Origin of the sequence: Desulfovibrio sp. SGI.230 (assembly GCF_050313065.1) — a bacterium.
In the GTDB taxonomy this organism is placed as follows: Bacteria; Desulfobacterota; Desulfovibrionia; order Desulfovibrionales; family Desulfovibrionaceae; genus Desulfovibrio.
Genome location: NZ_JBNPKS010000012.1, coordinates 1 through 22535, shown reverse-complemented (window position 1 = coordinate 22535; position 22535 = coordinate 1). Strand labels below are relative to the sequence as shown.

The window sequence follows — 22535 nt, the reverse complement described above, 5'->3', positions numbered from 1 at the left end:
CCCGGTATGCGTATCAGGAGCCCATGGAGATGCGGTGGCGTTCCACCGCCGTGGCCAGCTCGGGCAGCAGGTCGGTCACGGCCTGCAGATCCTTGGCGCGTCCGGCGCTCTCCACACAGCGGGCCATGCGGCCCAGTACCCGGAAACCGTAGCTCTCGGCCTCGGCGGCCAGGCGTCCGGCGGCGTCGGCCACCAGATGCAGACGGCGCTGTTCCAGGGCATAACCGGCCTCCGCCAGATATTTGTCCATACGCCACATGAGAGCGGGCAACGGATCCTCGGGGTCGTCCGGCGGCTGGGGCCGCTGGGGCATGGGCGGCACGGGCATGCGCGGCGTGGGGGCCACGGGCCGGGACGCCGTGCGGCGTTCGATCCAGGGATTGGTCGTGGCGGGGATGTCCGCCGTGGTTCCCGGCGTCTCTTCCCGCGGTGCATCCTTCCTGGGCATGGGGCGCGGTGTGCCCTGCCGTTCCTGCGCGGTCGCTGCCGGAGCCTGCGGGCTCCTGGCTTCTTCCTTGTCCTGGGGCTGGCCGTTGCCCGTGTGGAAACGGGAAAGGAAGCGCATCAGGGTGTTGGCCGCAGCCCTGGTCCGGCTGGTCTCTTCCCGGCCGCTGGCAAGAAGGGTGGTGCTGTCCGGCGTCATGTCCGGCAGGCTGGAAACGTCCTTGCTGCCGGGCACGGCCTGGGGCGCCTCTTCCACAGGCGCGCCGGGGAAGGCAGGCTGCGTCCCGGCGGCCGGGCCGGTACTGCTGCTCTTGCGGGGCTGCGGCGTGATGAGGGCCGATTTGTCCGTGGGCACCAGACTGGGCTTGCCCAGCTTGCGGGCGATCTCGTCCGGGCTGACGTCCCGGCGCAGGGGGCGGACCGTGACGACGGTCTCCACCGGAGCGGATACCGTTTCCTCCTGCCGGGGGGCGGGACGGTCGACCGGGGTGCCGATGGGCATGGGCTCGCCGACCCATTCACCGGCATGGCGCAGGCTGGGGCTCACATAGCCACCGGCAAGGGGACTGCCGGCCGCCTCGACAGACGGGAAGGCAGGGGCCCTCGTGGCAGAGGCGGCCTGTGCATCGGCGACCGGAGCTTCCGTGCGCTCCTTTTCGTCGACCGTGGCTCCCGTCGCGTCATCGGCCGGGGCCGCAGCGGCAGCATCCGCCGTCTCCTGCTGGGGCAGGGGCTCTTCCCGCGTCATATCGGCCGCCGGTGCGGCGGGTCCTGCTTCCTTCGCCGGGGCTTCCGGCATGGCAGCCTCGTTCGTTTCCGCCATTTCCGCCACCGGCACGGACGGGAAGTCCGGCGCCGCAGGCGCGGGGGCCGGAGCGACGTCTTCGGCCGCCTCGGGAGCGTTTTCATTTTCCTGCACAGGGCTGTCCGCGGGCGCGGCTTCCTCCGGCTGTACGGCATCGGACACCGGCGCTTCGGCAGCATCCGTAGGCGCGTCGCCGGTCTGTACGTCATCAGCGGGCAGGGCCTGTTCGGCCGCAGCCTCCCGGGCCGGAGCCGGGAACGCCGGAGCGCTCGGGGGCACCGCGGCGGCTTCGTCCCGTGCGGAGGGCGTCACGTCAGTGTCGGCCACCGTTTCCGCACCAGCTTCATCCGTGCTGTCCATTTCATCGGACAGGGCTTCAGCAGCGACATCGGCCGGGGCAGCATCCGCCGCCTCCTGCTGGGGCAGGGGCTCTTCCCGCGTCATATCGGCCGCCGGTGCGGCGAGTTCTTCTTCCTTCACCGGGGCTTCCGGCATGGCAGCATCGTTCGTTTCCGCCGTTTCCGCCACCGGCACGGACGGGAAGTCCGGCGCCGCAGGTGCGGGGGCCGGGGCGACGTCTTCGGCCGCCTCGGGAGTGTTTTCGTTTTCCTGCACAGGGCTGTCCGCGGGCGCGGCTTCCTCCGGCTGTACGGCATCGGACATCGGCGCTTCGGCAGCATCCGTAGGCGCGTCGCCGGTCTGTACGTCATCAGCGGGCAGGGCCTGTTCGGCCGCAGCCTCCCGGGCCGGAGCCGGGAACGCCGGAGCGCTCGGGGGCGCCGCGGCGGCCTCGTCCCGTGCGGGGCTCGGCACGTCAGTGTCGGTCATTGCTTTCGTACCAGCTTCTTCCGTGCTGTCCATTTCATCGGACAGGGCTTCAGCAGCGACATCGGCCGGGGCAGCATCCGCCGTCTCCTGCTGGGGCAGGGGCTCTTCCTGCGTCATATCGGTCGCCGGTACGGCGGTATCTTCTTCTCTCGCCGGGGCTTCCGGCATGGCAGCCTCGTTCGTTTCCGCCGTTTCCGCCACCGGCACGGACGGGAAGTCCGGCGCCGCAGGTGCGGGGGCCGGGGCGACGTCTTCCGCCGCCTCGGGAGCGTTTTCGCTCTCCTGCACAGGGCTGTCCGCAGACGCGGCTTCCTCCGGCTGCACGGCATCGGCCACAGGCCGGGCGGTCTGGGCTGCGGGCGTATCGAGGCGCATGTCGTCCGTCAGGGGGAGGGTCTCCGCCTGGGCCGTATCCGCTGCAGCGGCCGCCGGAGCGGCGAACAGGTCCGGCAGATCCGCGCTTGCCGCGGCAGGAGCGGCCGGGGCCGTCTGCTGCGGGATATCATCGGTGGACAGGAGCAGATCGGGCATGCCTTGGTCTGCCTGGGGGGCCGCGGCGGGGCCGAACAGGTCGGGCAGGGGGGCATCGGCCTGTCTGGTCTCGGGCAGGGGCGCACCCAGGTCGGCCACATCGTCATGGCTGCCCAGGATCTCGAGCACGGTCTCGCGCAGGGCGTCTTCCGAGACGGGCAGGGTCAGGGCATGGCTGAAACCGGCATGGGCCAGCGCATCCCACTGGCTCTGGTCGGGCGTCAGGGCCACGGCGCCGAAGGGGCCGGTCCTTTCGGCAAGGCTGTGGTAGCGGCGCAGCAGCGGCGCGGCGTCCACGGAAGCTTCGGGACCGCAGACCAGCAGCACGGCAGCCGGTGTCCGGCCCTTGCGGGCCCCGGCAGCCAGACCGTGGGCCAGGGTGCCTGTCTCGTGGCAGGTGCAGGGCAGGTCGCGCAGCATGGCGCCCAGCTCGTGACGGGTGGCGGCATCGGGAGCGCAGACCAGGACCGTGGGCAGGTCCTCGCCGTCAGAAGCTTCCGGGAGATGCAGCTGCAGGGTGAAGATGACGGACGTGCCGCGGGGGCCGCTCTCCACGCCCAGGAAACCGCCGTGGGACGAAGAGAGTTCCCAGATACGGGCCAGGAGCGATGCGGAACGCTGCTCCGGGGGCAGGCCCGTGCCCGTGTCGCGCACCTGGAAGAGCAGATGTCCGGGGTGCTTGCTGTCCGGCACACGACGCACGGCAAAATGGATTTTGCCCCCTTTGGTGGCCCGCAGGGCATCTTCCAGCAACAGGCGGAGGACGTCTTCCAGTTCCCCGGCGGGGCCTTCGTAGAGCTGTTCGAGGTCGGCCGGGACATGCCAGCCCAGGGCGATGCCGGATTTTTCCGCCAGCGGGCGGCAGGTGTCATGGGCCTGCCGCAGCGTCTTACGCAGGTCGAAGACACGCTTTTCAGCGCGGGCCGTATCCGCGGGAGCCGGTGCCTCGGGTGCGGCAGCATCCCCGGCCGGGTCGTGCAGCAGGCTCAGGGCTTGCCGGGCACGGCGGCCCATATTCTCCACACGGGAACGGACATCATGGGGCAGGGCGCATTGTTCGAGCTGGCGGTCCTGTTCCACGATCTCGCGCAGGGGCGCGGCAAGGGCCTGCTCCAGACGCCGGATGGCCGTGGCGGAGGCACTTTCGGCTTCCACGGTTGCCGGAGCGGGGGCAGGCTGGCTGAGACCGGTCATGAGCGGCAGGGTGTTGCCGTCGGTATCCAGCAGGCGCAGGTTGGGGTCCGTGATGGTCTGGTTCCGGGCGGGGCGGCCCGGTGTCAGAGGATCGGCAGGTTCGGCGGAGGTGCCCGCTTCACGGCCGGGGGCGCTCATGCCCGCGATGATCAGGGCGCTGAGGGCCGTCCCCCACAGAGGCAGGGTGCCCTGGACGAAGGGCGGGAGCAGCGTCCCGAGGTCAAGGACGGCCAGCCCGGCCCCCAGTGCGGCCACGAGGCAGCCCAGCAGGAAACGGCGGGCTCCCGGCACGCCCATGAGCCAGGCGCCGAGCGTGGTGGGCACGAAGATCAGGGCCAGCATGGGCCAGAGCGGCAGGAAGCGCCCCAGCCAGCTGAAGTCGGGCCAGAGGGGCAGCAGGGCCAGCACGGCGCCGGGCAGGGAAAGCAGCAGGTACTGGATGTCCAGCAGGCGGGAATGGCTGGCGGTCTGCATCAGGTGCCGGGCCAGATGGGCCAGGAACATGAGGGCCAGGCCGGGGGCCATGGCGCTGACGGCGTCGGCGGGCGTGATGTTGCCGGCACCCAGGTCAGGCCCGCCCAGCACGGCATGGGTCAGGGCGGCGCCCACATACAGGGCCGTCCAGAAGCGCCACTGGCCGCGCTCGGTGATGCCGCGCAGCAGGGCCAGCAGCATGACCACGGCCAGGGCCAGCATGACGCCGGGGCCGAGCAGGCTTTCCGGCGCGCCCGCCAGATTGTCCAGGCTGCGCAGGGTGGGCGCGAACCAGAGGGGCGGCTGCCCGTCCAGACGGATGAAGCAGACCTGCGGCGTTTCCGCGGGCAGGGGCAGCGGCAGCAGGTTGCGCCAGTTGGCCTGGCTCTCCTGCCAGGTGGTCTGGCGGGAAAGCGGGTCGATGTCGGGCGTATAGAGGACGGCTCCGGCCGGGACGCCCTGGCCGAGGTCGAGCATCAGGGACTCGGTGCGCTCCGTCCCGGCGGCGGGGATCTCCAGACGCAGCCAGGTCACGCCGCTGCTGCGGGGCAGGGTCCTGGGATGCAGCGGCTGGAAAGAGGGCATCATGCCCGGCGTGGCCACTTCTTCCACGCTCATGTCGCCGTCCGTATCCAGAAAAGCCGAAAGGTAGGGCAGGATGCCCAGCTGTCCCGCGGCGGTGCCCTGGGGCGTCGCGGACAGGCTCACGGGCAGGGCGGGCGTGGGCGCGGGGGCCGGGGGCGGTGTCGGGACCGCCGGACAGGTGGCGGCCAGGCTCAGGACGAGCAGGAGCGGAATGACGATCAGGGCCAGCCTGCGGGAGCCGGCCTGTAGGGGAAGAAGGGGGTACGTCATGCTTTTTTACCTTGAGGGACATCTCCGCCACGGGGGAGACGGCCCGGGAAATTCCGGGACGGCAGCGGGGACGGGAAGAGCGGACCGGTGGTCTGCGGACCACGGAAGGCACAGGGGCCGGTGGGCTGCCCCGGCCCGGGGGCGGGGCAGCCGGAACCGGATCAGTGCAGATGCTTGATCAGCTCCGAGACGGGCGTCCCGTCAGGGGCGTGGGCGTTGGGATCGGCGGCCAGCAGCTTGCGCCAGGCGGCTTCGGCCTCGTCTTTGCGCTTGAGGTCGTAATAAAGGACGATGCCCTGATTGAACAGGGCGTTCCTGTGCCCGGGCTGGACGCGCTCCGCCTCGCGGAAAGCCTTGAGGGCATCCTCGAAGCGGTGGAGCTCGCGGTACATGATGCCCAGGTCGGTCAGGACGTTGGCATTGCCGGGCTTCAGGCGCAGGGCGTTCTCATAGGCCGTGACGGCCGCGGAGGGGTTCTGGTTGTCGAACTGGAAGTTGCCCAGCTTGATCCAGTTCTCCGCCTTGTTGGGTTCCTTGACCACGGCTTCCTGCAGTTTGAGCAGGGCGCTGTTCAGTTCGGGGGAAAGGCTGGCCTTGGCCTGCTGTTGGGGGGCCGCCTGCTGCTGCGCGGGCTGCTGGGCCGGAGCGGCCGCCTGGGGCCGGGGAGCGGGGGCCTGACGGCTGTCCATGAAGCCGGGCAGCATGCTGCCGATGCACAGGCCCAGGGCAAGGGCCACCACCACGCTGACCAGACAGGTGGTGAGGGAAACGGTGGTGACTCGGGCCGGGGCCGCCGTCCGGGCCTGATCCTGTGCGGGGGCCTGGGGCTTGTCCTTGACCGGCGCGGGCTGCTGGGAAGTCTTCTTCTTGGCCATGATCGCTCCTCTGCGTGCATGAAAGTGCCGCCGTCACGGCGGCTTCGTCCTGTGCGCTGTTCCTTGCGCTGTGAAAGTGGGGGCAAGAGTAGCCGCAGGCAGGTAAAGAGGCAAGTCTGCCCTGCCTGCGGCCCTGTCCGGCATCCTGTGCCGGACCTAGTTGAAACTGAGGGTCGCCCGGCCCTGTTTGAGCATCATCCGGGCCAGCGGCAGGTCGCGCCACCATAGGGCGGCCTCGTTGCCCGCAAGGCCGGTCTGGCGGCTCTGGCCGCTGAGCAGGGCCGTGATGTCGCTGATGTCGTCCAGCACCAGGCTGTGCGCCGGGTCGGGGACGGCGGGCAGCAGGCAGCGCAGACGGGGCGCCATGTGCAGGCGGCCGCCTGCCATGCGGCCCAGCAGGGCGCCCTGCCAGGTGAAGCCCTGCGGCAGCAGCAGGTCGGCATGGGCCGGGATGAAGCGCACCTGCTCGCCGTAGATGCGTGCCTCACCGGCGGGCAGACGGTCGGGATCGCAGCAGGGCCCGGCCAGGGCGCTGCGGGGCACCACCTGGCCCTGGGGCAGGGCAGGGCGGGCATCGCGACGGCTGCGGCCACGGGCCGCGTTACGGGCGGCCGTGCGGGCATCGGGCTCGGCGGAGAGGGGCGGCAGTTCGGGCAGGGGGGCGTCCGCGGGCTTGCGCAGCAGGGCCACATAGAAGCCCTGGGCCGCCGAGCGTTCGCCGTCCACGCGCAGGGTTCCCTCGCCGCCGGGGCGCTGTTCCCAGACGAAGCCCTCGAAGGGCGTCAGGTGTTCGCGCACCAGTCCCAGCTCCTCTTCGGCAAAGCGCACCTGCGCTTCGTTCTCGTCATCGTTGGTGGTGCAGGTGGAGAAGACCACGCGGCCGCCGGGGCGCAGCAGGCGCGCGGCATGGGCCAGCAGCAGCTGTTGCAGGCCCACCAGGCCCTTGAGCTTGTCGCCCTGCCAGAGCTTGAGGACCTGGGGGTTCTTTTCCACCGTGCCCCAGCCGGAGCAGGGGGGATCCAGCTGGATGGCGTCCCAGGTGCCGGGCGTCAGGGGCAGGGCCTGGCCCTCGAAGGAGCAGGTGCCCACATGCGGCAGGTTGCAGGCGTGCAGGTTGGCCCGCAGGGTGGCCAGACGGGCGCGGGAAAGCTCGTTGCCCAGCACGAAGCCGTCGGGGCCGGTGAGCTGGCCCAGGAAGCCCGTCTTGCTGCCCGGGCTCGCGCACATGTCCAGCACGGCTTCGCCCTGCCGCGGCGCCAGGGCCAGGGGCGGCAGCATGGAAGACCTGTCCTGGATATAGATGTAGCCGAAAAAGGCGGCCAGCGAGGAGCCCAGCGGCCGCGGTTCGCACAGCAGGCGGCGGCAGAAGGGCGAGAACGGCTCGGGTTCGAACTCATAGCCCTGGGCGCGCAGCAGGCTCTCCACCTGCGGCATCTGCTCCGGAGGGCAGACCAGACGAAAGGAACGCCCCGTGGGGCGGGAAGGATTGGCGGTACTCATGGGCCTTTCTTATCTGTTCCGTCTGGAGGGGGCAAGAGCGTCCGCGGCAGGGGGCCCCAAGGAGCGCAGGGCCGCGCCGGAACAGCGGATACGGCTTTCAAGTTGCGCGGCAGGCCAAGTGTCGCTATAGTTCCGGTGCCGCAGGCCGTACGGCGCCTGCCGCGACAGCGGCAGAGACCCCGGCCGGGCGAGCCCTCCTGTGCGAGGGCGGTCGACGTACGCAGAGAACTGCAAGGAGATTTTGAATGAAATTTGCCATGAAGCTGGCGTTTGCCGCCTGCCTGATGCTGGTGATGGGCCTCCAGGCCCAGGCTGCCCAGGCAAAGTCTTTCGTGCTGCTGCCTTTTGAGGTGCACGCGCCCCAGAACTACAGCTACCTGTCCAAGGCCGTGCCTTCCACGCTGATGGGTCGTCTCAGTGCCACGGGCGCTACGGGCACCATGGGTCCCCGTGCGGCCGGCTCCGCCGCCGAAGCCCGCAAGTTCATCGGCGGTGCCGACTATGCCCTGTGGGGCACGGTGAGCGTCATGGGCAATGACTGCACCATCGTCCTCAACAGCGTGGACAAGAAGGGCTCCACCTGGACTAATACGGCCCAGGGCCCCATGAGCGCCCTGAACGCCACGGTGCAGCGCCTCGCGGGCGCCTTCTCCTCCGAGGTGCTGGGCGTCGCCGGTGCCGCCGCTGCCAGCCGCGGCGGCCGTTCGGACATCATCCGCAACGAGACCGGCCAGACGGAATCCTACTTGAACCCCCAGTTCCGCTATCAGGGCAACTCCGCCGACGGTTCCCGCATCCGCAGCCAGCGCCTCAAGGACGAGATGGTGGACATGGCCGTGGCCGACTTCAACGGTGACGGCCGCAACGAGATCGCTATCCTGCACGACCATCGCCTGGTCATCTACAAGTGGGGCAACGACGGCCGTCTGGGCAAGCTGGGCGAGATCACCATCTCCCGCAGCAACCTGAACTTCTCCATGCGTGCCATCGACCTCAACCGCGACGGCGCCAAGGATCTGGTGGTGGCCACCTTCGAAGAAGAGAACAACCGCCCCTACACCTACTTCTACGGCTTCCGCGGCAACAAGTTCACGGAAGTGGCCAAGCGCTGCTCCTACTTCGCCAGCGTCATCAACCTGCCGCCTTCCTACCAGCCCACGCTGGTGGGCCAGGGCTGGGACTCCATCAAGCTGTTCGCCCCCGGCGTGCACATCATGGTCAAGCAGAACGGCTCCTATGGGCTGGGCCAGCGCATCAACCTGCCCAGCGGGGCCAACGTCTTCAACGTGGCCTGGCTCCCCGGCAAGAACGGTGACCAGCTGGTCATGCTGACCGACGACGAACGCCTGAAGATCTTCCAGGGCGCCAACCAGACCCTGATCCATACCACCATGGAACGCTTCTCCGGTTCCGCCACCGGCATGGAACACTACAAGGGCATGCCGGGCCTGGGCGTGGACCGCAACTACCAGATGCCCAGCAAGTACTTTGCCCCCATGCGCCTCATCGTGGCCGACATCGGCCATACCGGCGAATACACCCTGCTGGTCAACAAGCCCATCTCCACGGCGGCCCAGATCTTCGACCGCTACCGCTACTTCCCCCAGGGCGAAGTGCACGCCCTGTTCTGGGATGGCGTGGGCCTGGGCCTGAAGTGGAAGACCCGCCGCATCCGCGGTTCCGTGGCGGCCGTGGACCTGGCCGACTTCAACAACGACGGCATCCTGGACCTGGTGGTGGGCCTGAACACCTCGCCCGATCTGGGTGTGGGCAGCCGTCAGTGCATCGTCACCGCCTATCCGCTGGACGTGTCGCAGATGAACCCCAACGCTCCTGCCGACCTCAGCGATTTTGAAGTGACCCCCAACTACTAACACGTAAGAGGATGCAGCCCCGTTCCGTGTCGCAGCGGCACGGGACGGGGCTTTTTCAGCAGCTCCGGCTGCCGGAAAGTTTTCCGTATGTCTATTTTTCAGGGAGGAGAGGTTGTGCGCATCCTGGTTATCGGTTCTGGCGGGCGTGAGCACGCCCTGGTGTGGAAGCTCAAGCAGAGCCCTCGGGTAAGTGAAGTTTTTGTGGCCCCCGGCAACGGCGGTACGGCCCGTGAGGGCGCCATCAACGTGGCCGTGGATGCCGGAGACCTGGACGGTCTGGTGGAACTGGCCCGCAAGGAAAAGATCGACCTGGTGGTGCCCGGTCCCGAACTGCCCCTGACCAAGGGCATCACCGACCGCATGCGTGAGGCCGGCATCCCCTGTTTCGGCCCGGATGCCTACTGTGCCCGTCTGGAAGGCAGCAAGGCCTTCGCCAAGGACGTCATGAACCGCGCCGGTGTGCCCACGGCCCACAGCCAGGTCTTCACCGATCCCGACAAAGCCAAGAACGCCGTGGTCAAACTGGGCGCCCCCCTGGTGGTCAAGGCCGACGGCCTGGCTGCCGGCAAGGGCGTGGTGGTGGCCATGACCACCCAGGAAGCCCTGGATGCCGTGGACGACATCATGTGCAAGCGTGCGCACGGTGCCGCCGGTGCCAAGCTCGTCATCGAGGAGTTCCTCGTGGGCGAGGAAGCCTCCTTCCTGTGCCTGTGCGACGGCAAGACCGCCGTGCCCCTGCCTTCCGCCCAGGACCACAAGGCCGCCTATGACGGCGACCAGGGCCCCAATACCGGCGGCATGGGCGCCTACAGCCCCGCCCCCATCCTGCCCTACAACGCGGCCGAAGCCATGGCCGATACGGTCATCCGTCCCATCCTGGCCGCGCTGGCCAAGGACGGCCATCCCTTCGTGGGCGTGCTCTATGCCGGTCTGATGATGACCGAGAACGGCCCCAAGGTGCTGGAATACAACACCCGTTTCGGTGACCCCGAATGCCAGCCCCTGCTGATGCGTCTGGAAGGCGATCTGGTGCAGATCATGCTGGACTGCATCGAGGGCAAGCTCCGTCCCGAGAGCCTCACCCACACCTCCCAGACCGCTCTGGGCGTGGTGGTGGCCGCCGAAGGCTATCCGCACGCCTATCCCAAGGGCATGGTCATCGAAGGTCTGGACGAAGCCGACGCCCTGCCCGGCGTCAAGGTCTTCCACAGCGGCACCAGCATGGACGGCGACAAGACCCTTTCCAGCGGCGGCCGCGTGCTCTGCGTGACCGCGCTGGGCGATACCCTGGCCGACGCCCAGGCCCGTGCCTATGAGGGCGTGAAGGCCATCCGCATGGACAAGAGCTTCCACCGCAGCGATATCGGCCAGAAGGGCATCCGCCGTCTGGAACAGCTGGCGCAGGAAGAAAAGTAAGCAACCGCGGCCTTATGCCGCCATAAAGGAACATCTATGGCTCAAGTCGTCATCATGATGGGCTCCAAGTCCGATGAAGAAAAGGTCAGCCCCTGCGTGGACGTGCTGCGTTCGCTGGGCATCTCCTATCTCTTCACGGTCAGCTCCGCCCACCGTACCCCCGAGCGCACGGAAAAGATCCTGCGCGAACAGGAAGCCGCCGGCGCCAAGGTCTTCATCTGCGCCGCCGGCATGGCCGCGCACCTGGCCGGTGCCGTGGCCGCCCGCACCACCCGTCCCGTCATCGGCATCCCGGTCTCCGGCGGCCTGATGGGCGGCATGGACGCCATGCTCGCCACTGTGCAGATGCCTCCCGGATTCCCCGTGGCCACCGTGGCCATGGACAAGGCCGGTGCCCGCAACGCCGCCTGGCTGGCCGCCCAGATCCTGGCCGTGGCCGATCCCGCGCTGGATGAAAAGATCCGCGCCGCCCGCGCCAAGATGCAGGCCGGTGTGGAAGAAGCCGCCGCCGAGATCGAAGCCAAGTACGGCTGCTAGCCGGCCGGTACACCAGCAAACAAAAAGCCCTCCGTTCGCGGAGGGCTTTTTGTTTGGCAGCGGCCTGGCTGCATCACATATCCTGAAACAGAAAATCCCGGAGACGGGGAGCTGCCCGCTTCCCATACCTGTCCGTCATGCGGATCGTCCCGGTCCATGCCCGGATGGCGGCTCCTCCGGCCAGTGACGGGGACCGGCCGGTCAGACCGGAGAAAGTTTTTTCGGGGCGGGGGAGAGTTTGAGAGGGGGAGGGGCAGTTTTTGTCCAAAAAACGCCCCTCTCCCTCTCAACGAAGCCTCATTGCCCTAAAAACAGCATTTGCCGTCCAGACCGCAGGCCGCGCCCTGGGCGACGGGGCTTTCGCGGACACCGCGCAGGGCATCGTCCAGCTTGGCCCGGACGCTGGCGTAGTCGCTGTAACCGCGGGCCAGCAGGGTGCGCTGGCCGTCGTGCTCCAGATACAGGGTCGGATAAAGGAGGAATTCGCCCATGACCTCCTCGGCTTCGGCGGCGTCATGCCGGGCGGCGCTCCGGATGGCGGGGTCCGCCATGGCGGCGGCCAGGGCGTCGGCGGGCGTCCCCGCAGGCAGCCAGGCGGCCGCGATGGCAGCCTGTTCCCCGGCGGCCATGACATCACGGCCCTGGGCATAGAAGGCCATCTGGAAGGCCTCCATCTGTTCCAGCTCGTGACCGGGGGCCAGATGGCGCAGGGCGGCCAGGGGCAGGTTCATGGCCGGGGAATGCATGAGCAGGTCCGGGCCCGTACCGGCCACGGCCTGTTCCAGGGCCTGGCGGAAATGTTCCGTGGACTGGCCGGTGGTCTCCTGCAGGCGGGCGAAGAATTCCCGGATGGTGGGGTATTCTTCCAGCATGCCGGTGAGGGTCTGGGGCTCGTCCATAAGGTTGCCGCCCAGCACGCGCACGGGCAGTTCGGGATGTTCCGCAGCCAGGCGGCGCATGACCGGCGCGAAGCCGTAGCACCAGGGACAAAATACGTCGGTGAGATAGAGGAGGTTCATGGCCGCAGCATACGCTTTTGGCCGGGGAAGGAAAGGCCCGGCCGGGAGCCGTGCGGGCGGGGAAGGAGGGGCGGCCCTTTGCCGTGGTGGGGAGATGGAAAAACTTTTTTGATTTTTTTGTTGACAGAGGGGCTGCTTTTTGGCAATGTACCTTCTTGCCGAGGGGCTGTAGCTCAGTTGGGAGAGCGCTTGAATGGCATTCAAGAGGTCAGGAGTTCAATTCTCCTCAGCTCCACCAAAAAGGAAATCAGGGTTTGCGGAAACGCAGACCCTTTTTTCGTTTCTGGCCACAGAAACACAGACAGCAAAAAGCCGGGGCTCTGATGAGCCCCGGCTTTTTTGTATCCGGCTGGAGGCGGGCCGTGTCCCCGCCCTGCGGCAGCCTTACTTGACGGTGATGATGTCCGAGGCGGCGATGGTCTCGGGCGTCAGTTCCTGGCCAAGGCCGGGCAGTTCGGGAACGGTGTAGCGGCCCTTGCTGGGCATGTAGTTGTGGATGCAGGTCCTGGTGTTGGGTTCCAGCAGGGCATAGCGGTGCAGTTCGTGGATCATGAAGTTGGGGATGGCCGCTTCCATGTGCAGGGCGGCTGCGGTGGAGATGGGGCCGCCGCAGACATGGATCTGGACGGTGACGTCATAGACGTGGGCCATGTCGCAGATCTTCTTGACTTCGGAGATACCGCCGCAGGTGCAGATGTCCGGCTGGATGACGCTCAGGCTGCCGTCTTCCAGGAAGGGGCGGTAGCCCCAGCGCCAGTAGATGCGTTCACCGGAGGCCAGCGGGATGTTCACATGGTCGGCCACCTGCTTCATCATCTTGGGGTTCAGGGGCATGACGGGCTCTTCGTAGTACAGGACGCCCAGCTCCTCGATCATGCGGCCGAACTGGATGGCCGGTGCCGCCGAGGTGAAGGAGTGCATCTCCACGATGATGTCCACATCGGGACCGATGGCGTCGCGCATGGCTTTCAGGCGGTCATAGCCCAGGCGCAGGATGTTGTCCGGCAGCAGGCCCTTGAGGTCACGCTGGTTCCAGTTGCCGTGTTCGTCCATGGCCAGCACGTCCACCTTGATGGCGTCATAGCCTTCGCTGACGGCGACACGCGCCACGTCGGCGTACTGTTCCGGCGACACGAGCATGGCCTTGTCGGTACCGCCGCCCCAGCCGAACTGGAGCTGGCTGGCGTAGGCCCGGATGCTGTCACGGCTCTTGCCGCCCAGCAGGACATACAGGGGCACGTTGAGGGCCTTGCCCTTGATGTCCCACATGGCGATGTCGAGGCCGCTCATGGCTGCGGAGAAGATACCGCCGCCGCCCTGGCCCCAGAAGGTCTTGCGCAGCATCTTTTCCCAGATGGCTTCCGTATCCATGGGGTTCATGCCGATCAGCAGGGCGGACAGATCCTTGGCCACGCCGATGCCGCCGGAGGCGCCGACGCCGTAGGCGAGGCCCACTTCACCGAAGCCGCTGATGCCTTCATCCGTGTTGACCCGGACGACGGTGGGGCGCCATTTGCTGGTGGCGGAAGAAAAATCGTTGGCGACATCGATGATATCGATACTGGTGATTTTCATTACAGGCTCCTTGAAGTCTGGATTGATTTGATTTTATTTAATATTTCTGGATAACGAGGATGGCTGCCGCCAGCGTCGCTGCCGCACCGGTGAAGACCAGGCACAGCAGGCCGCCGCTGAACTGGCCCGTCAGGGTGATGAACAGGCCGATCAGGGCCGGGGCCAGAGCGGCCAGACCATTGGCGAAACCGTTCATGATGCCGGAGGCCGTGGACATGGACGAACCGGGCACGAGGCTCTGCAGGAGGGTCCAGGCGACAGGGGTGCCCATGGTGCAGAAAGCCACGGAGCAGGAGAGCAGGACGGCGGAAGCGTACTTGTTGTCCACCGAGGCGCCGAAGTAGACGCACAGACCGGCGAACAGCATGGCGCACATGAGGATGGGCGCACTGCGGCCGACCTTGTCGGCCAGGATGCCGCTGGAAGCCTTGCAGAAGATGGAAAGGACGAAGGGCAGGGAGGCCAGCCAGCCCATCTCGCTCCAGGAGAAGCCGCGGGCGGTCTTCAGATAGCTGGGCAGCCAGGTGATGAGGCCCCAGTACATGCACTGCAGGCACAGGTACCAGAACACCAGCAGCCAGTAGCGGTAGTTGCCCGCAAAGGCCTTGAAGCGCACGGCGACGGGAATCTTTTCTTCGGCGGAGGCAGGGGCCTGCTCCTGACCGGCTTCGATGTGGGCCAGTTCCGCGGCGTTGATGCCCTTGGCCTGACGGGGCGTGTCCGCCACATGGCGCCAGAGCAGGTACAGGGGGATGAGGCCCAGCACGAGGCAGACATGGAAGTTCATGCGCCAGCCGTGGGTCCCGATGAGCCAGGCAAAGAAGGGCATGGCGATGGCAGGCGCAACGGACTGCCCCACGACCCAGGCTGCATTGGCCCGTCCCCGTTCCTGTTTGGGGAACCAGTTTTTGATAAAGACACTTTGCAGGGGATAGTAAAAGCCCTCACCGATGCCAAGTATGATTCTGCTGACGATGATCAGCATGAAGGATGTGGCGATACCACCAATGAAGAGGGATATCGTCCACAGTACGATGCAGAGCATCATGCTTTTACGCGGTCCAAGATAGTCCCCGATAGGCGAAAGGACGACATTGGATATCCCGTATGCCGCAAGGAAGACGGACATCATCATGCCTATGCGCACGGGCGTATCCTTGATGCCCATTTCAAGGAGGAAAGGATCGTTAGCCGCAAGTACAGATACGTTCACTCTGTCGAGATAGGCTATAAAAATACCTATAAAAAGGCATATAACGATTATAAAACGCTTCTTTGTTGGATTTTGCTGTATAGAATTTGCATTTTCCATATGCATCTCCAATTGTTATGATTTTGATTTTCCTGTACGCTCTAGAGCAAATACGATTCATCAGATCTTATTTGGGAGTATCCATGAAAAAACAGGGGATGTACAATTTTTTTTGTTGATCGATGCATCACTTCTGCTTATGCATCCGTCACGAATCCGCCAGCAGCCCGGGATGAACTATGAATATCACCATTCGTCAGGTAGATGCCTTTTTGATGGTCGCAGAGCTCCGCAGCTTCACGGCGGCCGGTGCGGCGCTGCACATCACGCAAAGCGCGGTCAGCAACCTGGTCAAGGATCTGGAAGACCAGATAGGCGTCCAGCTTTTTGACAGAGGGAGGCGAGTCGTCAAATTGACGGCGGCGGGCAAGATATTTTTCGAAAAGGCCAGCAGGGCCCAGGACGTGTTCCGCAGCATGGAACAATGCGCCACGGAACTGCACGATGCCCGCATCCACCGGGTACGCATCGCGGCGGCGCCGCTTTTGGGCTGTACGCTGATCCCGCTGCTGGCCTACCGCTTCATGCGCCGGTATCCGGAGATGCGGGTCGAGCTCGTGGATCTGCCCATGTCCAGGGTCCAGCAGGCCGTGGTGGACGGCAGCGCCGACCTCGGCTACGGCCCTGCCCGTGATCTGGAAGCGGGCGTGACGGGCGAGCTGTTTTTTGAAACGTCTGTCCACATGCTCTCGCTGCCCCAGCACCCGCTGGCAGGGGAGGCCGTCTCCTGGGAGCAGGTGCGCAAGGCGGACGTCATCGCCGTCGGCCGGGAGTCCATCCACTACATCTCGGCGGATGTGGGCGGTGAGGAAGACTTCCATGTGGCGCATACGGTGCACCACATGGCAACGGCGTTCGCTCTGGCGGCCACCGGCGCGGGCATCGCGCTGGCCGGGCGTTTTTCCATCCTGCTGGCCCGGGGCTTCGGCCTTGTGGCCACCCCTGTCTACCCGGTGCTCCGGCGTGCCATGCTCCTGTACCGGCCGGCACAGCAGGAGCTCTCGTCCCCGGCGGAGCTCTTCGTCAGCTTCACGCAGGAGTATGCTCGCCGCCACTGCCTGGATTCCCTGCCCGACGATTCCCTGACGGCTCTCGCCAATACGGCAGGCTAGCCCGGTGATACCGGCCGGACTGTGCGTGCGCGCACACTGGATTCATGCGGCTTTGCTGTCCTATCAGGAGCGATTCTTACTTGTCAAAAAGGCAGGGTTGTGCTAGGGTATGCAGCAGCTTCGTGCCGGGAAAGGCACGTTCTTTCATGCAAGGAGACCCCATGCCCCGCAAGAAAAACACCTGTATGTATCTCGTGGCCGCCCTGCTGTTCCTGGGTGGTCTGGGCTATCTGGTCTTTTCCGGCCTGTCGGAGAATACCGTCTATTTCCTCAACGTCTCCGAAGCCAGGGCCGCCACGGCCGACAAGTTGCAGGCGGCCCGCCTGTTCGGCACCGTGGCCCCCGACAACCTGCTCAAGAACGTGGACGGCCCCGGGGCCAGCTTTTTGCTGCAGGACAAGGACGATGCGGGCCTGACCCTGCCCGTGGTCTACAAGGGCGCCGTGCCGGATACATTCAAGGCGGGCGCCGAGGTCATCGTGGAAGGGGGCCTGCAGCCCGACGGTCGTTTCATGGCCAAGACCCTCATGACCAAGTGTCCTTCCAAGTACCAGAAGGAAAACCGCAAGAGCTAGGGCGGCGCAGGCCGTACCCTTCCTGACGCACGGCCGGGCCTCGGGGGCCGGTCGCGTCCTCACCGGAAATGTGCCGCCATGGCTGGTCGTGGCGTGCCCAAAGGAGCCCCATGTATTTCATTGCCTATGCCATGCAGCTGCTGACCCTGATCTGTGCTCTGGGCGGCAGTGCGCTGGCGCTTCTGCAGCTCTGGCAGCAGCGCGGCGACGCCCTGGCGCTGATCGAAAAGGTCCACTGGGCCATCACCGGCGCCCTTTCCCTGGCGGCGGCCCTGCTGCTGCACGCCCTGTTCTGGAACGACTTCAGCCTGGTCTATGTGGCCAGCTACACGGACCGTGTGCTGCCCGCCTTCTACCGCCTGACGGCCTTCTGGGCCGGGCAGCCGGGCTCCATGCTGTTCTGGGCCTTTTCCGTGGCCATCAGCGGCAGCATCTTTGCCCTGACGCCCGCCTACAAGCGCCTGACGCCCGCCACGCGGCTCTGGTACTGGGGCTTCTTCTACGCCATCATGGCCTTCTTCGCCCTGATCCTCTCCTGCTGGAGCAATCCCTTCGAGATGCAGTCGCCCGTGCCGCCGGACGGCAACGGCCTCAATCCCTTGCTGCAGAACCCCGGCATGATCTTCCACCCGCCGCTGCTCTTCCTGGGCTACGGCGGCTTCACCGTGCCCGCCTGTCTTGCCCTGGCCCAGAGCCTTTCCGGCGGTGAGGGCGAGGACGGCTGGCACCGTGTGACCCGCCCCGTGACCCTGCTGGCCTGGGCCTTCCTGACCGCGGGCATCATCCTGGGCATGTGGTGGGCCTACATGGAACTGGGCTGGGGCGGCTACTGGGCCTGGGACCCGGTGGAGAACGCCTCCCTCATCCCCTGGCTCATTAGCACGGCGGCCCTGCACACCCTCATCGTGCAGGAGCGCCGCAACAAGCTGCATCGCGTGAACGTGGCCCTGATGTGCCTGACCACCATCTCCGCCTTTTTCGCCACCTATCTGGTGCGCAGCGGCGTGGTGCAGTCCGTGCACGCCTTCGGTGACGGCAGCGTGGGCACGCCCCTGACGGTCTTCGTGCTGGGGGGCCTGCTGATCTCCTTCTGGGCGGCCTTCTCCGTGCCCGCGCGCGGGCGCGAGCTGGCGGGCATCGTCAGCCGCGAAGGTTTTTTGGTGATGGTCTGCTGGCTGCTGCTGGCCCTTTCGGTCATCATCCTCGTGGGCACCATGTGGCCGGTCATCAGTCTGCTCTGGACGCCGGAGCCCCACGGCCTGGACGCCAATTTCTACAACCGTGTCTGCGTGCCCCTGGGCATGCTCATCATGCTGCTGCTCATGGTCTGTCCCTGGCTGCGCTGGGACGGCGGCCTGCGTGACGCGCCGCGCTTCTGGCTCGCTCTGGGGGCCTTCGTGGCCTCGGGCGCCGCTTTCTTCTTCCTGGGCTACCGCCAGCCCGTGGCCCTGCTGGCCGCGGCGGGCTCCGTGGCCTGTCTGGCCGGGCTGCTGGCCAGTCTGCCTTCCCTGCCGGGCAAGGGCGGCTGGCGTGCCGTCGGCGCCGCGGGCCTGCATGTGGGCCTGGCGGTGCTGGTGCTGGGCATGGCCTTCTCCGGCCCCTACAAGCAGGAATACGACCTGCTCTTCCAGAACGGCAAGGGCGTGCAGCAGGCCGGCGCCTACCGCGTGGAGCTGCTGGAGGCCCAGCAGGGCCGCGCCGTGGACCATGACTATCTGGAAGCGCGCCTCAAGATCTATGAAGGCGACACGCTGCTGGGCGAGCTCAAGCCGCAGCGCCGCATGTACGACAAGTTCGGTACCATGCAGTTCTCCGAAGTGGACGTGGTCCCCGGTCTGGGCAACGAGCTGTATGCCTCCTTCCTGGGCCTGGACGAGAACGCCTCGGTGCTGATCCGCTTCAGCGTGGAGCCCCTGGTCAACTGGATGTGGATAGGCGGCACGCTCATGTGCCTGTTCCCCTTCCTCATGCTGGCCCGCGGCCGCAAAAAGCAGACGCCCGAAGCGGGGAGCGACGCTCCCGCCGACAACGGGCCGCAGGCCTGAGGCCGCCATCATGCTGCGTCTTGAGAACCTGGCCAAGCTCTACGGCCTCAAGGTGGTCTTCAAAGGGGTGAGCTGCCGCTTCACGGCGGGCAGCATCACCCTGCTGGCCGGGGGCAACGGCGCGGGCAAGAGCACGCTGCTGCGCATCATCGCCGGCCTGTCCCGCCCCTCGGCGGGCGAGGTCATCTTCGACGGCACGGGGGCGGGCGGCGTCGCCCGTGAAGACGGGCCGCGCCTGGCCTATCTGGGACACGCCACCTTCGTCTATCCGGGCCTGAGCGCGCTGGAGAACCTGCAGTTCTGGGCCCGGGCCCACGGCCTGCGCCCTTCGCGGGCGGAGCTCCTGGCCCTGCTGGAGCATGTGGGGCTGGCCGCCCATGCCGAAGAGCGGGCCGGGGTGTTCTCGCGCGGCATGGCCCAGCGCCTGAACCTGGCGCGGGTGCTGCTGCTGGACGCGGACCTTGTGCTGCTGGACGAGCCCGGCACCGGCCTGGACGTCAATTCCATGGCCCTGGTGCGGCGCGAGATGCTGGCCGCCCGGGAGCGAGGAGCCTGCGTCATCGTGGTCAGCCACGATCTGGCGGGCGACAGCCCCCTGGCCGACCGCCTGCTGCTGCTGGAGAACCGCCGCCTGGCCTATGACGGGCCGCCGCAGGGCCTTGCCGCCGTGGATTCCGTGCTCAACGCGGCCACGGGGAATGTGGCCGCGTCCACTGCCGGGGAGGTTCCCGCATGATATCCTTTGCCTTGACCGTGGCCCGCAAGGACCTGCTGCTGACCTTCACCCGCGGTAGCGGGCTGGTGCAGGGCCTGCTGCTGGGCCTGTTGCTGCTGTTCGTGTTCAGCCTGTCGCAGGGCGTGGGCGAACGCATGAGCCCCCAGGGCGCGGGCGCCGTGTTCTGGCTGGGCTCGGCCTTCTGTCAGGTGCTCATCTTCAATACGCTCTATGCGCTGGAAGAGGCCAACGGCGCGCGTCTGGGCCTGTTGCTGGCCCCGGCCCCCATACAGGCCGTGTGGCTGGGCAAGGCCCTGGCCGGGCTGCTGCTCTTGCTGGTGGCCCAGATGTTCTTTTTGCCCGCCGCCGTGGTCTTCCTGTCGCAGGAGATAGGCGCGCTCTGGCCCGTGGGCCTCGGCACGCTGCTGCTGGTGGACGTGGGCATGTGCGCCCTGGGTTCGCTGCTGGGCGCGCTCTCGCAGGGCGGCGCGGCGCGCGAGTCCCTGCTGAGCATCGTGCTCTTCCCCCTGCTGGTGCCCCTGCTGCTGGCGGGGATCGGCGTGGCGGCCCAGGTGTTCGGTGCGCCCGCGCCTGACGGCCCGGCCTCGTGGATAGGGCTGGCCGCCGCCTTCGACGGTGTCTTTCTGGCTGCCGGACTGCTGCTGTTCGGCTTCATGTATTCGGGAGACGAATGATGCAACGCGCCTTTTCCGTGTGGCCCCTGCTGCTGGTGTTGCTGGGCGGTGCGGCCCTGGCCGTGTGCCAGTGGCTGATCTTTTTCTATGCCCCTGTGGAAGCCCAGCTGGGCCTGATGCAGAAGGTCTTCTATACCCATCTGCCGCTGGCCTGGTGGGCGCTCATCAGCTTTCTGGTGGTCTTCGTGGCGTCCATCGTCTACCTGATCCGGCGTTCCCCGGCCGCTGACCGCGTCTGCGCGGCCGCTGCCGAAGTGGGCGTGCTGCTGGCCGGTCTGGCCCTGGTCACGGGCATGATCTGGGCCCGCCGCTCCTGGGGCGTCTGGTGGACGTGGGATCCCCGCCTGACCACCACGCTGGTCATGTGGTTCATCTATGCGGGCTATCTGGTGCTGCGCGGCCTGGACCTGCCGCCCCAGCGCAAGCGCATGATCTGCGCCGTAGTGGGCGTGGTGGCCTTTCTGGACGTGCCGCTGGTCTTCCTTTCGGCCCGGCTGTGGCGTTCCATCCATCCGGCGGTGTTCGCCTCCAAGGGCGGCGGGCTGGAACCTGAGATGAAGCTGACCGCCATCGCCTGTGTGGCGGCCATGGGCCTGTTCTGGGCGGGCCTGGTGTGGCTGCGCACCCGCCAGCTGGGCCTGCGCGACCGGCTGGACAGCCTGCGCCTGCAGGCGGAAGACTGATTTTCGGTCCCCGGTCTGTCCCGTCCGCCGCATGCGGCGGGATGACGGCCGTGGATGCGCCGCTCCCGGGGAGCGGACAGGCGGAGCCGTGCTCCGTCCGGGCTCGGTGAGCCCTGTTTTCAACGGATACAAGCGGGATCCCCGCTTTCAAGGAGTGCCCTATGGACAGCAATTTCCTGTGGCTGGTGGCGGCCGGTGCCGCCGTCTGGCTGGGTCTGGCCGCGTACCTGGTCTTCATGGGCTGTGCCCAGCGTCGTCTGGATGCCCGTCTGCGCCAGATGGAGATCCTGCATGACTGATAGCCGTCTTTCCTTCACCGCCCGCGCCATCATCCTGCTGCTGGGCCTGAGCCTGCTGGTCATGCTGGGCGTCACCATCAAGGAACGTGTCAGCAATCCGCACCTGGTGACCGAACGTCCCACGGCCCCGCAGGGCATGGGACAGGAACAGAACCTGCTGGCCAGCCTGATGCAGAAGGTGGCCGCCGAGCCCACCAACAAGGATGCCCTGATGCATCTGGCCGAACACCTGATGGCCACCCAGGAATGGGACGCCGCAGCCACCTTTGCCCAGCGCGCCGTGGCCCTGGACGTCAACGATCCCCAGCCCCTCTACATGCTGGGCGTCATCCTGCACAATCAGGGCAAGCCGCAGGAAGCGGCCGCGACCCTGGAAAAGGTGGTGGCCCTGCGGGACGACGCCACGGTGCGTTACAGCCTGGGCGTGCTCTACAGCTACTTCCTGCAGCAGAAGGACAAGGGGCGCGCCCATTGGGAGGCCGGCCTCAAGGATCCGAAGATCTCGCCCGAGATGCGGCAGGCCATCGAAGAAGAGCTGAAAAAATAACCCCTTCCCCATCAAAGACAAAAAGGGCGCCCTCGGGCGCCCTTTTTTCATGCCCTGTGGCCGACAGGAGATGGAGGCTACGTTGAGGCCCCCTCTTCGCCGTCTCCAGCCTTTGCCCGGCATCCTCTCCTTCCGGCCCGTTCCGGGGCAGGCAACCTGCCTTCTTTATTAAAAATTCCTTTGTGACTTGAGACCTCTCCCCTCAGGGAGACAGTCCGCACGCCCCCTGTCCGTCGGCTGCGGAGGCGGTAGCCGTTGCCCGCACCAGCTGGCTTACGGATAGCGACAGCGCTTTCATGGGCTGTCTTGCCGCGTAACACATTGCTGTCTTTATCCGTAGCTTCCTGCGTCGCAGCGGCTAAAGCTCAGCCGGCGGATGGGGCGACTGTGGATTGAAACATCAGGTCTTGCCCTTTCCCGGTGTCCACCACGAAAAAAGCCGCTCACCATGGAGCGGCCTTCCAGCTTTTCCTCTCTTGTTCCCTTTCGTGCCCATGCCGGGAACACAGCGCCATCCCTGCCCTCCGGACAGCGACGGGGACAGGCAACATCACCAGAGCAAAAGTTTTTTCGGGGATGGGGGCGTGGGGGAAGGGGCAGTTTTTACCAAAAAACGCCCCTTCCC

Annotated in this window: 17 protein-coding genes and 1 tRNA gene; 12 read left to right on the top strand and 6 right to left on the bottom strand. The window is 66.7% G+C overall.

Annotation, left to right across the window (positions count from 1 at the left end):
* Positions 1–13: 13 nt before the first annotated feature.
* The 3 genes from ACQRAG_RS09445 to ACQRAG_RS09435 all read right to left on the bottom strand — a co-directional run bounded on the left by ACQRAG_RS09445 (position 14) and on the right by ACQRAG_RS09435 (position 7506).
* Positions 14–5131 carry a 7TM diverse intracellular signaling domain-containing protein gene (locus ACQRAG_RS09445; protein ID WP_427804001.1) on the bottom strand — a complete coding sequence of 1706 codons (5118 nt, stop codon included), beginning with the start codon at positions 5129–5131 and terminating at the stop codon, positions 14–16.
* 161 nt (positions 5132–5292) lie between these two features.
* Positions 5293–6006 (bottom strand): tetratricopeptide repeat protein, encoded by a 714-nt coding sequence (locus tag ACQRAG_RS09440; RefSeq protein ID WP_204675327.1) that lies wholly within the window; start codon positions 6004–6006, stop codon positions 5293–5295.
* A gap of 156 nt (positions 6007–6162) precedes the next feature.
* The gene (locus tag ACQRAG_RS09435; protein ID WP_204675325.1) at positions 6163–7506 is read right to left on the bottom strand and encodes an RsmB/NOP family class I SAM-dependent RNA methyltransferase; all 1344 of its coding nucleotides are present in this window, start codon (positions 7504–7506) and stop codon (positions 6163–6165) included.
* A 245-nt stretch (positions 7507–7751) separates the two neighbouring features.
* Between ACQRAG_RS09435 and ACQRAG_RS09430 the strand changes: the two genes are divergently transcribed.
* The 3 genes from ACQRAG_RS09430 (at position 7752) to purE (ending at position 11333) form a co-directional block, all read left to right on the top strand.
* A complete protein-coding gene (locus ACQRAG_RS09430) occupies positions 7752–9380 on the top strand; it encodes an FG-GAP repeat domain-containing protein (RefSeq protein WP_168935071.1) in 1629 nt (542 codons plus the stop codon).
* Positions 9381–9494: 114 nt separating this feature from the next.
* A complete protein-coding gene (purD, locus tag ACQRAG_RS09425) occupies positions 9495–10796 on the top strand; it encodes a phosphoribosylamine--glycine ligase (RefSeq protein ID WP_427804002.1) in 1302 nt (433 codons plus the stop codon).
* A gap of 36 nt (positions 10797–10832) precedes the next feature.
* On the top strand, positions 10833–11333 hold the full coding sequence (gene purE, locus ACQRAG_RS09420) for a 5-(carboxyamino)imidazole ribonucleotide mutase (RefSeq protein WP_006006731.1): 501 nt from the start codon (positions 10833–10835) through the stop codon (positions 11331–11333).
* 305 nt (positions 11334–11638) lie between these two features.
* Here purE and ACQRAG_RS09415 read toward each other — a convergent pair whose 3' ends face one another.
* Positions 11639–12352 (bottom strand): DsbA family protein, encoded by a 714-nt coding sequence (locus tag ACQRAG_RS09415; RefSeq protein WP_303877370.1) that lies wholly within the window; start codon positions 12350–12352, stop codon positions 11639–11641.
* Between the two features lie 162 nt (positions 12353–12514).
* On the opposite strand from ACQRAG_RS09415, the gene ACQRAG_RS09410 reads away from it, so the two are divergent.
* A tRNA-Ala gene (locus ACQRAG_RS09410) sits at positions 12515–12590 on the top strand.
* A 146-nt stretch (positions 12591–12736) separates the two neighbouring features.
* Here the strand turns inward: ACQRAG_RS09410 and ACQRAG_RS09405 are convergent.
* Together ACQRAG_RS09405 and ACQRAG_RS09400 are read right to left on the bottom strand one after the other, a co-directional pair.
* Positions 12737–13927 carry a mandelate racemase/muconate lactonizing enzyme family protein gene (locus ACQRAG_RS09405; RefSeq protein ID WP_204626552.1) on the bottom strand — a complete coding sequence of 397 codons (1191 nt, stop codon included), beginning with the start codon at positions 13925–13927 and terminating at the stop codon, positions 12737–12739.
* Between the two features lie 37 nt (positions 13928–13964).
* Entirely contained in the window at positions 13965–15239 is a 1275-nt protein-coding gene (locus ACQRAG_RS09400; protein WP_239465111.1) for an MFS transporter, read from the bottom strand.
* A 179-nt stretch (positions 15240–15418) separates the two neighbouring features.
* Here ACQRAG_RS09400 and ACQRAG_RS09395 point away from each other — a divergent pair, with 179 nt between their 5' ends.
* The 8 genes from ACQRAG_RS09395 to ACQRAG_RS09360 all read left to right on the top strand — a co-directional run bounded on the left by ACQRAG_RS09395 (position 15419) and on the right by ACQRAG_RS09360 (position 21910).
* Positions 15419–16351, top strand: a complete 933-nt coding sequence (locus ACQRAG_RS09395) for a LysR family transcriptional regulator (RefSeq protein ID WP_204626550.1) — start codon at positions 15419–15421, stop codon at positions 16349–16351.
* A gap of 161 nt (positions 16352–16512) precedes the next feature.
* Positions 16513–16926 carry a cytochrome c maturation protein CcmE gene (locus ACQRAG_RS09390; RefSeq protein WP_168935077.1) on the top strand — a complete coding sequence of 138 codons (414 nt, stop codon included), beginning with the start codon at positions 16513–16515 and terminating at the stop codon, positions 16924–16926.
* Between the two features lie 110 nt (positions 16927–17036).
* Positions 17037–18971, top strand: a complete 1935-nt coding sequence (locus ACQRAG_RS09385; protein ID WP_204626549.1) for a heme lyase CcmF/NrfE family subunit — start codon at positions 17037–17039, stop codon at positions 18969–18971.
* Positions 18972–18981: 10 nt separating this feature from the next.
* Positions 18982–19707: a heme ABC exporter ATP-binding protein CcmA gene (ccmA, locus tag ACQRAG_RS09380; protein ID WP_303899857.1), complete on the top strand. Its 726-nt coding sequence runs from the start codon at positions 18982–18984 to the stop codon at positions 19705–19707.
* Positions 19704–20381 carry a heme exporter protein CcmB gene (locus ACQRAG_RS09375; protein ID WP_006006720.1) on the top strand — a complete coding sequence of 226 codons (678 nt, stop codon included), beginning with the start codon at positions 19704–19706 and terminating at the stop codon, positions 20379–20381. Before ccmA ends, ACQRAG_RS09375 begins: the two co-directional genes overlap by 4 nt.
* Positions 20378–21064 carry a cytochrome c biogenesis protein gene (locus tag ACQRAG_RS09370; RefSeq protein ID WP_168935084.1) on the top strand — a complete coding sequence of 229 codons (687 nt, stop codon included), beginning with the start codon at positions 20378–20380 and terminating at the stop codon, positions 21062–21064. The genes ACQRAG_RS09375 and ACQRAG_RS09370 overlap by 4 nt, the downstream gene beginning before the upstream one ends.
* A 161-nt stretch (positions 21065–21225) precedes the next feature.
* Entirely contained in the window at positions 21226–21363 is a 138-nt protein-coding gene (locus ACQRAG_RS09365) for a CcmD family protein (RefSeq protein WP_006006716.1), read from the top strand.
* A complete protein-coding gene (locus tag ACQRAG_RS09360; protein ID WP_168935086.1) occupies positions 21356–21910 on the top strand; it encodes a tetratricopeptide repeat protein in 555 nt (184 codons plus the stop codon). Before ACQRAG_RS09365 ends, ACQRAG_RS09360 begins: the two co-directional genes overlap by 8 nt.
* The last annotated feature ends 625 nt before the right edge of the window (positions 21911–22535 follow it).

Bases quoted from the DNA above. Each gene is read 5' to 3' on its own strand.
- ACQRAG_RS09445 (WP_427804001.1), bottom strand. From the start codon at position 5,131: ATGACGTACCCCCTTCTTCCCCTACAGGCCGGCTCCCGCAGGCTGGCC.
- ACQRAG_RS09440 (WP_204675327.1), bottom strand. From the start codon at position 6,006: ATGGCCAAGAAGAAGACTTCCCAGCAGCCCGCGCCGGTCAAGGACAAG.
- ACQRAG_RS09435 (WP_204675325.1), bottom strand. From the start codon at position 7,506: ATGAGTACCGCCAATCCTTCCCGCCCCACGGGGCGTTCCTTTCGTCTG.
- ACQRAG_RS09430 (WP_168935071.1), top strand. From the start codon at position 7,752: ATGAAATTTGCCATGAAGCTGGCGTTTGCCGCCTGCCTGATGCTGGTG.
- purE (WP_006006731.1), top strand. From the start codon at position 10,833: ATGGCTCAAGTCGTCATCATGATGGGCTCCAAGTCCGATGAAGAAAAG.
- ACQRAG_RS09415 (WP_303877370.1), bottom strand. From the start codon at position 12,352: ATGAACCTCCTCTATCTCACCGACGTATTTTGTCCCTGGTGCTACGGC.
- ACQRAG_RS09405 (WP_204626552.1), bottom strand. From the start codon at position 13,927: ATGAAAATCACCAGTATCGATATCATCGATGTCGCCAACGATTTTTCT.
- ACQRAG_RS09400 (WP_239465111.1), bottom strand. From the start codon at position 15,239: ATGGAAAATGCAAATTCTATACAGCAAAATCCAACAAAGAAGCGTTTT.
- ACQRAG_RS09395 (WP_204626550.1), top strand. From the start codon at position 15,419: ATGAATATCACCATTCGTCAGGTAGATGCCTTTTTGATGGTCGCAGAG.
- ACQRAG_RS09390 (WP_168935077.1), top strand. From the start codon at position 16,513: ATGCCCCGCAAGAAAAACACCTGTATGTATCTCGTGGCCGCCCTGCTG.
- ACQRAG_RS09385 (WP_204626549.1), top strand. From the start codon at position 17,037: ATGTATTTCATTGCCTATGCCATGCAGCTGCTGACCCTGATCTGTGCT.
- ccmA (WP_303899857.1), top strand. From the start codon at position 18,982: ATGCTGCGTCTTGAGAACCTGGCCAAGCTCTACGGCCTCAAGGTGGTC.
- ACQRAG_RS09375 (WP_006006720.1), top strand. From the start codon at position 19,704: ATGATATCCTTTGCCTTGACCGTGGCCCGCAAGGACCTGCTGCTGACC.
- ACQRAG_RS09370 (WP_168935084.1), top strand. From the start codon at position 20,378: ATGATGCAACGCGCCTTTTCCGTGTGGCCCCTGCTGCTGGTGTTGCTG.
- ACQRAG_RS09365 (WP_006006716.1), top strand. From the start codon at position 21,226: ATGGACAGCAATTTCCTGTGGCTGGTGGCGGCCGGTGCCGCCGTCTGG.
- ACQRAG_RS09360 (WP_168935086.1), top strand. From the start codon at position 21,356: ATGACTGATAGCCGTCTTTCCTTCACCGCCCGCGCCATCATCCTGCTG.